Consider the following 12,063-nt stretch of genomic DNA (forward strand, 5'->3'; position numbering starts at 1 on the left):
ATAACAATAATATTCTGTTTTTATCAGCCGACAGAAAGAGCTGGTTAGATGTATGGGTATTGGCGCGAAGAGTGAGCGCTGGATGGCATCTGAGGAAGGAGTCTGAGGCGGAAGCCGAGAGCTTTAATAGAGTAAAAGCGAAACTAGCCGGCATCGAGATCGATGCCGGCTATATAGTTATATAGCACCCGAAAGGGGTTTTACTCAGGGAGCTTAAAGTTTGTTCAGCATCTCCTGGTGCTGGGCTTTCAGCTCTTCGTCCGGCTCGCTGCCGAGCAGGGTCACCACGACGATGGCGATGGTGGCGAAGAGGATACCCGGTACGATCTCGTACAGGTCGAAGATACCGCCGCTGAGCTGCTTCCAGACCACCACGGTTACCGCACCCACAACGATACCGGCGAGAGCACCGTTACGGTTCATACGCGACCAGTAAAGGCTGAACAGCAGCGCCGGGCCGAAGGCGGCACCGAAGCCTGCCCAGGCGTAGGAGACCAGACCCAGTACGGTGGAGTCCGGGTTAAACGCCAGCACCAAGGCGACGAAGGAGAGCGCCAGAACGGCGATACGGCCGACCATAACGATCTCTTTCGCACTGGCATCCGGACGGAACAGCTTCTTGTAGAAGTCTTCCGCCAGGGCGGAGGAGGACACCAGCAGCTGGGAATCCGCAGTACTCATGATCGCCGCCAGGATAGCCGCCAGCAGGATACCGGCGATCACCGGATGGAACACCGCGTTCACCAGCACCATGAAGATCTTCTCGCCATCGGCCACATCGCCCGGCATATGCCCGTTGACGTAAACCAGACCCGCCAGACCGACAAAGATGGCGCCGGCCATGGACAGGCCGCTCCAGATCACAGCGATACGGCGTGCAGTGGGGATGTCGTCATTGCTGCGTGACGCCTTGAAACGCGCCAGGATATGCGGCTGACCGAAGTAACCCAGACCCCAGGCAACCAGGGAAACGATAGAGATCAGCGTCAACGCTTCACCATCAGTACCGCGGAAGATGGTCAACAACTCCGGGTTTACCTCACGCACGGAGTTGAACATGGCGCCCCAGCCACCGTCGGCCTGAATCACGATGATCGGTACGATCAGCAGCGCTGCAGCCATCAGCAGACCCTGTACCAGGTCGGTCCAGGAGACCGCCAGGAAACCACCAAACAGGGTATAGGAGACCACGCAGACGGTGCCGATCACCACGGCATACTGGTAGTTCAGACCGAACACTTCCTCAAACAGTTTGCCGCCGGCCACCAGGCCGGAGCTGGTGTAGAAGAGGAAGAACAGCAGGATGAAAAATGCCGAGATCACCTGCAGCAGGCGCGAGTTGTCCTTGAACCGGTTGGCAAAGAACTCCGGCAGCGTCAGCGAGTCGTTGGCAACGATACTGTAGGTGCGCAGCCGCCTGGCGGTAATCAGCCAGTTGGCCCAGGTGCCGACCAGCAGGCCGCCGCCGAGCCAGACCGCTTCAAGACCGGCAGCGTAGGCATAGCCTGGCAGGCCGAGCAGCAGCCAGCCGCTCATATCGGAGGCACCGGCAGACAGCGCTGCGGGCCAGGGGCCGAGGGAGCGTCCACCGAGGAAGTAGTCGGATGAATTGACGGTACGGATATAGGCGTAATAACCGATCGCCAGCATCAGTACGAGGTAAACGACGAAGGTGCCGTAGATCGCCAGATTATTATCGTTCATAAGCTCATGTCTCTGTTGTTGGGTTTGCAGAGTGGCAGCGCCACCTTAGGAGGCGGCCAATGGCATCAGATCGAGGAGGAGCCTCTCCTCATACGCGGCATAAAACGGGTAGATCCATTACCGGGTATATATACAGCCTAGTTCATTCCTCATCTGTGCCCGGGCAGCCTAGGTGGATCTCAGCGGGATGGCTGTTCCGTAGACCTTGCCCAGCTTGTTAGAAGAGTAAGGACAGCCGGTGTAGCGGGTCTTGTCTCAGGCTCCGGCGTTTTTGCCGATTCCTACGATCCAGCTGAACCCGGACGCAGAAACCGGGTCAGCGCGATGCCTTATTGAGATTTGAACAGAGACAGAGAAGGGATCAGTGGCGGTGAGCAGCGCGATAGCGCGCCGGTGGCAGCTCGAAGCGGCGTACAAAGGCGCGGGTCAGGGCGCTCTGGTTGGCAAAGCCGAAGGTGGATGCCAGCTCTGAAATAGGCCGGTCACTGGTGGTTAACGCGGCGGCCACCGCCTGCAGGCGCCGTTCCATTACATAGTGCTGGGGCGTCACGCCGGTCTGGTCGCGGAACAGGTTATAGAACTGGCTGTCGCTGAGGCAGGCGTGGCCGGCCAACTCGGACACACTGATGCGGCGGTCGATATGCAGATCGATATAGGTATTGATCAGTTCCAGGTTGAGCTGCCCGAAGCGGCGTGGGCTGCGGCGTTGCTGTTGCTGCTGGCGCTGCAGCGCGCAGATCAGCGTGCTGGCGCAGGCCTCCTGCAGCAGTGTGTCGCCCGGGTTTTGCTGCATTTCACGGCTTAACGCCTGCACCAGCATCTGCATCTGCGGTTCACAGGTGAAGTAATCCGCCCGTGAAAACAGCGATTCAATACGCTCCTGCAGTGGTTTGTCATCGCTGGCCGTGGGCAGGTTGACGACTACGATACGGTTGTCGCCCAGGCCATGAAAGGCGTGTCCGGTGGCGGAGGGCATCAGGCAGCCCCAGCCGAAATGCACCGGGCGGCAGTAGCCTGCCAGATCAAACTCCGTGTCCCCTTCAAGCCCGAACACCAGTTGGTGGTAGCCGTGCTCATGCTGGTCGGCTCGGGAGGGCAGGGAGATGACAGATGTCTGTTTGCGCATCGCTAAGGCTTGGTTAAAAAATAAACAGGGCGATAGTATGGCATCAGGCGTGGGGATAGATCCAGCCTGAAGACAGGTGTCAGGATAGCAGTGGCTGTTGCATGCGAGGATTGGCTGAATGCCGTACCCGTTTGTACACAGGGCCGCGTTGGTCTGCTCTGTCATCGGCCCTGATCTAATCTCAATCGGCTAGGCGCATTCCAAGGTCAGGAACTGTTTCAGTTTTACTAGCTGTAACAGCGTCTGATTGACCGGAGCCTCGAGCCCCGCCTGCAGCGCCGCATCGACAATCGCGCCATTGATGGCATCGATCTCCGTGGTACGGCCATGCTCGATATCCTGCAGCATCGAGGGTTTGTGGTTGGGCTGCTCGTGCAGCGCCATCTCCACGTTATGCCAGATATGCTTCTCATCAAGCGCCACGCCATGAGCGCTGCCGGCGAGCACGGTTTCACGAACCATGTTTCGTACCAGAGTTAGTGCCTCTTCAACCTGGCTGATAGGCCCCGGGGTGGAACCGGTGACAGCGCAGACTGCGTTTAAGGCAGCGTTAAACGCGACTTTGGACCAAATAACGCTGTGGATATCCCGGTCCAGCTCAGTCCGCAGGCCTGCATCATTAAATAGTACGGCCAGGTTCTCCATCCAGGTGGGGCACTGGGTGTTCACATCCATCATACGCGAGCTGGAGGGGCCGTGAGATACGACGTGCCCAGGCCCTTGCAGGTCGGCGGGAACCAGCGTCGTGCCGACCGCAATACGACTGCGGTCGTGAAACTTCTGAATTCTCTCGGCGTTACCGAGACCGTTCTGCAGCGACAGAATAACGCTGGAGGGTGTCAGCAGGTGGCTGATCGAGGCCATGGCGGCTTCGGTATGCAGGGTCTTGGTGAGCAGTATGACCAGGTCGGCGGCCTCGGTGACATCCTGTGCCAGCGCTGCCTTGGCGGAGAGTTCACGGCGGCCGTCATCGGTTTCCAGAATCAAGCCGCGTTGATTAATGGTCTCGATCTGTGCCGGGTTCACATCGATCAGTGAGACCCGCTGGCCTGCGTCTATCAGCATGCCGCCGAAGTAACTGCCCATGGCGCCGGCTCCCACGATGACAATGTGTGGTGAACCCGCGAGCGGGGCGGTGGCGGTTTGGGACTTGGGCTGAGGCGAAGCGTGTGTGGGCATCGGGTCTCCTTACCGTTGGAAGGCAGCCTTGGGAGGCATTCGGTGATGTGTGCCTGAAGGCTTGTTACCTGATTATATACAGATAAAAAACAAAAAATGTCTGTAAAAACCAGCACCACGATCAAGAGTGTAGACTGCCCATCCAGGCGGGTTTGCCGGTACAATATGGCCCACTGATTTTACGGCTACTACTATTCATGGCCACTACATTCACCGCGATTACAGGATTTGAAAATGGCTGAGCTGAAGAACGACCGCTTTCTGCGCGCGCTGATGCGCGAGCCGGTGGACTGTACACCGGTATGGATGATGCGCCAGGCGGGTCGCTATCTGCCGGAGTACCGCGAAACTCGCTCCCAGGCGGGCGATTTCATGAGCCTGTGCAAGAACCCGAAGCTGGCGTGTGAAGTGACGCTGCAGCCGCTGGAACGTTACGATCTGGACGCAGCGATCCTGTTCTCCGATATCCTCACCATCCCCGATGCCATGGGCCTGGGTCTCTACTTTGAAGCCGGCGAAGGCCCGCGCTTCAAAAAGGTGGTGCGTACCGCGGATGACGTGGCTGCCCTGCCGGTGCCGGATGCGGCGGTGGATCTGGATTACGTCATGGCGGCGGTGCGTGAGATCCGCTCGGCGCTGATGGGCCGTGTGCCGCTGATCGGTTTCTCCGGCAGCCCCTGGACGCTGGCGACCTACATGGTCGAAGGCGGTTCCAGCAAGGACTTCCGCCACATCAAAGAGATGATGTACGCCCGTCCTGAAGTGATGCACGCGCTGCTGGGTAAACTGGCCGATGCGGTCACCGTTTACCTGAATGAGCAGATCCGTGCCGGCGCCCAGGCGGTGCAGATCTTCGATACCTGGGGCGGTGCCCTCAGCGGCCCGATGTATGCCGAGTTCTCACTGGCGTACATGAAGCGCATTGTTTCAGGCCTGATTCGTGAAAACGACGGTCGCCGTGTACCGGTGATCCTGTTCACCAAGAACGGCGGCCAGTGGCTCGAAACCATGGTGGAAGCTGGCGCCGATGCCCTGGGCCTGGACTGGACCACCGAGATCGGCGACGCCCGCCGTCGCGTCGGTGATCGTGTGGCGCTGCAGGGCAATATGGATCCGAGCGTACTCTATGCGCCGGCGGACCGTATTCGTGCCGAGGTTTCCCGCATCCTGGAAAGCTTTGGTCCGGGTAACGGCCACGTCTTCAACCTGGGTCACGGCATTCACCAGTTTGTCGATCCGGAGCAGGCAGGTGTCTTTGTCGAGGCAGTACACGAACTGAGTGTTCCCTACCATAAGTAACATCTTGTTATATGCTTCCAGTATGACACCCGACCCCGACGACCCTGGTTGTCGGGGTTTTTACTCTTTATCTATCGCTACAGGGACAATCCCAGACTTATGAACAGACTCAACGAGCTGTTTGAAAAAAACCGCAGCTGGTCGGAACGGATCAGCGAACAGGATCCGGATTTTTTCCCGACCCTGGCGGGCCAGCAGGCGCCGGAGTACCTGTGGATCGGTTGTTCCGACAGCCGTGTGCCGGCCAACGAGATCGTTGATCTGTTACCCGGCGAGCTGTTCGTACACCGAAACGTCTCCAACCTGGTGGTGCACTCCGACATGAACTGCCTGTCGGTGCTGCAGTTCGCGGTGGAGGTGCTTAAGGTGAAGCACATCATGGTGGTGGGGCATTACGGTTGCGGTGGTGTGCGCGCGGCGATGGACAGCAAGCGTCACGGTCTGATCGACAACTGGCTCAGCCATATCCGTGATGTCTATTACACCCATCGCGAGCTGGTCGGCCCCTGGGAAGACACGATTGAGCAGAACGACCGGCTTTGTGAGCTGAACGTGGTCGAGCAGGCGAACAACGTCTGTAACACCACCATCGTTCAGGATGCCTGGGATCGTGGCCAGGAGCTCACCGTGCATGGCTGGGTTTACAGCCTGACCAACGGCCAGCTCACCGACCTGGATTTCTGCGTCAGCGGTCGCGAAGGTGATCATGGCATTCCTGTGCAGATGGAAGCCGCCGTTTCCCGCGTCCGCGGCCTGGCTCAGAAGTAATAGCCGCTGGCTACGCTGATCGCAGCCCCGGCGCAGATCAGCACGATAAAGAGTATCCCCCCGAGAAGCAGTGGCCGCGCGCCGCTGCTTTTTAGTGCCGCAAACCGGGTTTCCACACCCAGTGCCGCCATTGCCATGGCCAGCATAAAGGTGTCGATCTGCTCTATCTGCGCCAGGGTATCAGCGCTCAGCAGGCCACTGGCGTTGACCAGTGGCATCAGCAGAAAGATCAGCGCAAACCAGGGCAGGCTTACCTTTGCTTTGCCGCCCTCGGCATCACTCTCCTTGCGCCCGAAATAGCTTGAAACCACCAGAATCAGCGGCACCAGCAGCATCACGCGGATCAGCTTGGTGATCACCGCCGCCTGCCCGGCCTCATCGTTCAGCGCTCCCGCCGCGGCGGCAACCTGGGCCACCTCGTGAACGGTGGCGCCGAGGTAACGCCCGAAATCCAGCTCCGAGCCGCCAAACAGCTGCTGCACCGCCGGCAGCGTCCAGAACCAGGGATAGAGCAGCATGGAGGCGGTGCCGAACAACACCACGGTAGCGATCGCCACCGGGATATCCTGAGCGCGGGCGCGTAGGGCCGGCGCTATCGCCAGTATCGCAGCAGCACCGCAAACCGCGCTGCCGGCTCCTACCAGCAGTGCGGTTTTGGCTTCCAGCTTTAGAAAGCGGGTGCCGACCCAGCCGGCCAGCAGAAAGATACCGACCACCACGCAGAGATCGATCACCAGTGCCGCAGCGCCCACGTTAAGCAGGTCGGCAAAGCTGATCCTCAGGCCGTACAGAATGATCCCCAGGCGCAGCAGACGGGTGCGGGCCAGTGCGGTACCTGCGGCGCTGTGATTACTGACCGAAACAGGCAGGCGTTGGCCAAGCATCAGACCCAGCAGCATTGCCAGGGTCAGCGGCCCCAGGGTGGCGACCAGTGGTAGGGGCAGGCGGGAGATCAGCATCGCCAGTGCCGCAATGCCTGCGCTGAGCAGCAGGCCGGGCAGAAGGCCGCCAGTGCCGCTAAGGCTGCGGCGGATCCGGTAGGGCTGCGTCAGCTGAAGGTTCATGGGGCTCTCCCGTTGGTTCATAGCGTGAGAGGAAGTCTAGGGAATGGTCTATAAGTGGTAAAACGGTTTAAATATGTATAAATAACCTAAAAAACAGGTAACGCTTTAGCAGTCAGAGGATGAAAAGTTGATTTCACTGCGTCAGGTTCAGGTGTTTCTAGCGGTGGCGAGCCAGGGCTCCACTTCGGCGGCGGGGGAGGCGATCGCGCTTTCCCAGTCGGCTACTAGCGCGGCGCTGCAGGAGCTGGAGCAGCGCCTGGGCGCTGAATTGTTCGACCGTGTTGGCCGTCGTCTGGTGCTCAATGGTAATGGTCGTCGCTTCTATCCGGAGGCGCGGCAGCTGCTGACCCAGGCGGAACAGATGGAGAAACTGTTCGATGTCGGTGGCAGTCGGCTGCAGATCGGCGCCAGTACCACCATCGGCAACTACCTGCTGCCGCGGCTGCTGGCGCAGCTACCCGGAGCGCGGGTAAAGGCTCACGTCAGTATCGCCAACACCCATGAGATCGCCGAACAGGTAGCGCGTTGCGAGCTGGAACTGGGACTGGTGGAGGGCGGCGTGCAGCACACCGAGCTGAGCGTCTCGCCCTGGTGTCGCGACGAGATGTTGATCGTTACTGCCAGCGATTCGCCCTGGGCGCGGCTGGCGATGGACGATGACCTGCTGGCGACCCTGCCCTGGATCATGCGTGAGTCCGGCTCGGGTACCCGCAGCGTGGTGGAGCAGCAGCTGTTATCTGGCCTGGATCGGGTCAATATCGCGCTGGAGCTGGGCAGCTCGGAAGCGATCCGCAGCGCTCTGCTGGCGGGGTTGGGGGTTAGCTGTCTGTCGCGTCAGGTGGTGGCCAGGGCGCTGGCCAGTGGTGAGCTGGTAGAGCTGGCGCCCGATTATCGCATCGAGCGCTGGTTCTACATCGTCGAACATCGGCAGCGGCGCTTGACCGCACCGCTGCGTCAGTTCGTGGAGCGCTGCCGACTGTTCGCGGAACAGGACAGCGCCGGCAGTGCCTGAGCAGGGGCCTGAGTAGGGTCAGGCCTTGGCCAGGGCCTGGTCCAGATCGGCGATCAGGTCGTCGATATGCTCGATACCGATCGACAGGCGCACCATCTCCGGTGAGACGCCGGCGGAGGCCAGTTCCTCATCGTTGAGCTGTCGGTGGGTGGTTTCCGCCGGGATCGCGGCCAGGGATTTGCAGTCGCCGATATTCACCAGGCGGGTGAACACTTCCAGCGCATCGTAGAAGCGGCGGGTGCCTTCGCGGCCGCTCTTCAGACCGAAGCTGAGGATACCGGAGGCCTTACCGTTCATGTATTTCTGCGCCAGGTGATAGTCCGGGTGGCTCTCCAGCCCCGCATACTTCACCCAGGTGACGGCGGGATGGTTTTCCAGGTACTCGGCGATCGCCTGGGTGCTGTCGCAGATTCTCTCCATCCGCAGTGGCAGAGTTTCGATCCCCTGTAGAATCAGGAACACGTTCATCGGCGAGATCGCCGCACCCATGTTACGTAGCGGCACCACGCGGGCTCGGCCGATAAATGCTGCAGGACCGAACGCCTCGGTGTACACCACGCCGTGGTAGGAGGGGTCCGGCTGGTTCAGCAGGGCAAAGCGCTGCTTGTGCTGATCCCAGGGGAATTTACCGGAATCGACAATCACGCCACCCACCGAGTTACCGTGGCCACCGGCATACTTGGTGGCGGAGATCACGACAATATCGGCGCCATGCTCGATGGGGCGCCAGAGCACCGGGCTGGGCACGGTGTTATCGGCAATTACCGGTACGCCGTGGCGATGCGCCAGTTCGGCCACCTTTTCCATATCGATAATGCCGCCGGAGGGATTGCCTACGGTTTCGCAGAACACCGCCTTGGTGCGCTCGTCGATCAGCGACTCGATCTGGGCCAGGTCGTGCTTGTTCACAAAACGCACTTCGATCCCCTGGCGCGGCAGGGTGTGGGCAAACAGGTTGTAGGTGCCGCCATAAAGCTCGCTGGTGGAGATGATGTTGTCACCGGTCTCACACAATGTCTGGATCGCGTAGGTGATCGCCGCCATGCCGGAAGCCACCGCCAGCCCCGCGATACCGCCCTCCAGCGCCGCCATGCGCTGTTCCAGCACATCGTTGGTGGGGTTCATGATACGGGTATAGATATTACCCGCCACTTTCAGGTCGAACAGGTCGGCACCGTGCTGGGCATCATCAAAGGCGTAGGAGGTGGTCTGGTAGATAGGTACAGCCACGGCCTTGGTGGTGGGATCGGGGCTGTATCCGGCGTGGACGGCAAGGGTTTCGAGCTTCATCAGAACGTCCTTTCTGCTGTTTTTATTTAGGTTTTGTTGGGGTGTTATCGAAGCAATGAGTCTAGCACTGCGCACTCAAAGCGGTAGCAGACGAAGGTCAGTGGATGTTCGGGTTGAAGCTCTGGGCGAAGGGAGGTTCAACACCGAGGCAAGCGCCTCAGTGTTCGGGCAGGTTATTGAAAATAGCCTCCAGCATCCGGTTAAGGCGCTTGAGCTGGGCTTCGGTCATGCCCTTGAAACTCTGGTTGAAGAGCTTGGTGGTGGCCGCTTCGATATCGACTATCGCTTCCTGCCCTTTCGGCGTTAGCGTGACCTGGGTGACGCGACCGTCGTCGGGGCTTGGCGCCGTATCCACCAGGCCATCATCCTTCATTCGGTAGATGGTCTTGGTGATGGTCGGCAGCTTGGCCACGGCATGCTCTGCGATCTCGGAGATGCTCGAGATCCCCTGTTCTTTCAGAATGAACAGGATGCGGTAGCGGGGGATATCCATGCCGATCTTTTTCAGTGTTTTTTCCATGGCCAGGGTGTAGCGGCCATGCACGCGGGCGAGCCAATAAAGAGGGAATTCCTCTTTTTTGAAATCGTCACTGGTGGGGTTATAGCGACGCAAGCGGGAACCTGAAGATCTCATGTTGACAGGATAACTCTCTCTGAGCCGTAAACTATAGGGAAACCCACTAATGTGGGCAAATAAAGCTAAAGCCTCTGCAGATAGAAAGGGCGCAGCGAGGGGAGTGCAGACCCCCGTTGCGCCCAGAACCGGTGACTTACCAGCAGGCGCCGCGTTCCGCTTCCATCTTGCGTACCATCGCATTAAAGAACTTGTCTGCGAAACCGCTTTCTTTAATAAGCATCTGCGTCAGGTCAGCGCATTTTTCGCCAATGGCATCAGCCATAATCACATCTTCACCCCCCATGGCTCCGGCAGCCAGCTGGATTTCAGCGGCACGCTGGGCGGTCCAGAGCAGGAAGAAAGTGCGCTCGATATCCATCTCGCCAACAGCAATGCCGTGGTTACGCAGCACCAGTATGTGCTTGTCGCCCAGGCTCTTCAGCATGCGTTCCTTTTCGTCCTGGAACAGGGTGATACCTTCAAAGGCATGGAAGCCAACGCGGCCATGCAGCTGGGCACCGTAGAAATTGTTCAGGGCGAAGCCGTTGGGCTTGGCGGCAACAGCAGAGACCGCATTTGTGTGCGTGTGGATCACACAATGGATGTCGTCGCGAGCCGTGTGAATGGCGCCGTGCAGGGCGAATCCCGCCGGGTTACCGTCGTAGGGTGAGTCGTCCAGCTTGTTGCCGTCAACGTCCACCTTGATCAGGTTGGCGGGAGTGATTTCGGTGTAGTTGAGGCCGAAAGGATTAACCAGGTAACAGCCTTCCTGATCCATCAGGCGAGCGGAAATATGGTTGAATATGGTCTCGGTCCAGCCGAAGTAATCCACCAGGTGGTAGCAGTGGGCCAGCTTGATGCGCAGTTCCCACTCTGCTGCGCTGATATGCTCTGGACGGGTAATTGACTCGCTCACGGTTATCTCCTTGTAAAGGCTATATCACTTATTGGCTTGTGATTGATCAGGCGGCCTTTTCCGACCGGCGTTTATTCGCCAGGAAGTCGGTCAGTGCCAGTACATGGCGGGTGGTCGGCATCTTCAGCCCCACCAGCTCGGCCAGCTCGAGAACGGCATGGCCTATAGCCGCGAGTTCCAGCGGGCTGCCCTGCTCGTGGTCCTGCAGCATGGAGGTTTTCACGGCGCCCATACCGGCGCCGAGCTCCATAAAGGTTTGTGGATCAAAGCGGATACGCGCGCCATGGGCGGCAGCGACCTGGATCACCTCATCGAAGATCTGCCTTACCAGCGGGCTCAGGTGGGTATCGCTGTAGATCTGCTCCAGTGTTGCCTCGGTGACCACGGAGAGCGGATTAGAGGTCAGGTTGGCGGTGATCTTGGTCCAGATCTGATCGCGGATATTATCGCTGGCGCGGGCTTCGATACCGGCGCTTTCGACCAGACTACGAATCCGTTCCAGCCGTTCGCTGAGCTGGTTGTCGATCTCGCCAAGGATCATCAAATGTGGGTTGGTGGATTCCACCACGCCCGGCGCCTTGCGCACCGCGGTGATAAACACCACGGCGCCGAGCAGATGCTTTGCCGGAATCAGCCGTGACAGCTCGCCATCCGGGTCCACCGCCTTAACCTGCTGACCGGCAAAGCGCCCGTCGTCACCCTGGAAATACCACCAGGGCACACCGTTCACCACCGGTATCACCAGGGTTTCTTCATGCAGCATCGGCTGAATCTGGCGCAGGATTGCGGCCAGCGCCGGCACCTTGGTGCAGACGAAAATAAGATCCTGGGGGCCGAGCGCCTCGGCGGAATCGCTGGCGTTCACGCTGGCCCGGTGCTCGCCCTCCAGGTCGGTCAGACAGACGCCATCCCGTTGCAGGCTGTTCAGGGTGACACCCCGGGCCAGCACATTGATGTTCTGTCCCGCAGCGGCCAGCCGGGCGGCAAGGGTGCAGCCGATAGCGCCGGCACCGGCGATACAGATGCGCATTCCAATCGTTTCCATCGGGTCGTTCCAATAAAGGCCCCCGAGCTGATAAACGGGGGCCG

At 59.6% G+C, this 12,063-nt stretch carries 11 protein-coding genes; 3 read left to right on the top strand and 8 right to left on the bottom strand.

Annotation, left to right across the window (positions count from 1 at the left end; genetic code table 11):
- Positions 1-213 precede the first annotated feature (213 nt).
- The 3 genes from putP to CLV83_RS15945 all read right to left on the bottom strand — a co-directional run bounded on the left by putP (position 214) and on the right by CLV83_RS15945 (position 4,009).
- On the bottom strand, positions 214-1,704 hold the full coding sequence (putP, locus tag CLV83_RS15935) for a sodium/proline symporter PutP (protein WP_132294635.1): 1,491 nt from the start codon (positions 1,702-1,704) through the stop codon (positions 214-216).
- A gap of 361 nt (positions 1,705-2,065) precedes the next feature.
- On the bottom strand, positions 2,066-2,830 hold the full coding sequence (locus CLV83_RS15940; protein ID WP_165900329.1) for a helix-turn-helix domain-containing protein: 765 nt from the start codon (positions 2,828-2,830) through the stop codon (positions 2,066-2,068).
- Between the two features lie 189 nt (positions 2,831-3,019).
- Entirely contained in the window at positions 3,020-4,009 is a 990-nt protein-coding gene (locus CLV83_RS15945; RefSeq protein WP_132294641.1) for a ketopantoate reductase family protein, read from the bottom strand.
- Positions 4,010-4,243: 234 nt separating this feature from the next.
- On the opposite strand from CLV83_RS15945, the gene hemE reads away from it, so the two are divergent.
- Positions 4,244-5,308 (top strand): uroporphyrinogen decarboxylase, encoded by a 1,065-nt coding sequence (gene hemE / locus CLV83_RS15950; RefSeq protein ID WP_132294644.1) that lies wholly within the window; start codon positions 4,244-4,246, stop codon positions 5,306-5,308.
- A 99-nt stretch (positions 5,309-5,407) separates the two neighbouring features.
- Positions 5,408-6,076 (top strand): carbonate dehydratase, encoded by a 669-nt coding sequence (gene can / locus CLV83_RS15955; protein ID WP_132294647.1) that lies wholly within the window; start codon positions 5,408-5,410, stop codon positions 6,074-6,076.
- Here the strand turns inward: can and CLV83_RS15960 are convergent.
- On the bottom strand, positions 6,067-7,140 hold the full coding sequence (locus CLV83_RS15960; protein WP_165900330.1) for a YeiH family protein: 1,074 nt from the start codon (positions 7,138-7,140) through the stop codon (positions 6,067-6,069). The genes can and CLV83_RS15960 overlap by 10 nt on opposite strands.
- A 127-nt stretch (positions 7,141-7,267) precedes the next feature.
- Between CLV83_RS15960 and CLV83_RS15965 the strand changes: the two genes are divergently transcribed.
- Positions 7,268-8,152, top strand: coding sequence for a LysR family transcriptional regulator (locus CLV83_RS15965; protein ID WP_132294652.1), 885 nt, complete (start codon positions 7,268-7,270; stop codon positions 8,150-8,152).
- An 18-nt stretch (positions 8,153-8,170) separates the two neighbouring features.
- On the opposite strand, the gene CLV83_RS15970 is transcribed toward CLV83_RS15965, so the two are convergent.
- From CLV83_RS15970 to CLV83_RS15985, 4 genes are all read right to left on the bottom strand, one after another.
- Complete coding sequence (locus tag CLV83_RS15970) at positions 8,171-9,442, bottom strand: O-acetylhomoserine aminocarboxypropyltransferase/cysteine synthase family protein (protein ID WP_132294657.1); 1,272 nt, start codon at positions 9,440-9,442, stop codon at positions 8,171-8,173.
- Between the two features lie 157 nt (positions 9,443-9,599).
- Entirely contained in the window at positions 9,600-10,076 is a 477-nt protein-coding gene (locus CLV83_RS15975; RefSeq protein WP_132294660.1) for a MarR family winged helix-turn-helix transcriptional regulator, read from the bottom strand.
- Between the two features lie 136 nt (positions 10,077-10,212).
- Positions 10,213-10,974 carry a class II aldolase/adducin family protein gene (locus CLV83_RS15980; protein WP_132294663.1) on the bottom strand — a complete coding sequence of 254 codons (762 nt, stop codon included), beginning with the start codon at positions 10,972-10,974 and terminating at the stop codon, positions 10,213-10,215.
- Positions 10,975-11,020: 46 nt separating this feature from the next.
- Positions 11,021-12,019, bottom strand: a complete 999-nt coding sequence (locus tag CLV83_RS15985; protein ID WP_243642413.1) for a ketopantoate reductase family protein — start codon at positions 12,017-12,019, stop codon at positions 11,021-11,023.
- Between the last annotated feature and the right edge of the window lie 44 nt (positions 12,020-12,063).

The sequence above is a fragment of the Marinobacterium mangrovicola genome, assembly GCF_004339595.1.
GTDB lineage: Bacteria > Pseudomonadota > Gammaproteobacteria > Pseudomonadales > Balneatricaceae > Marinobacterium_D > Marinobacterium_D mangrovicola.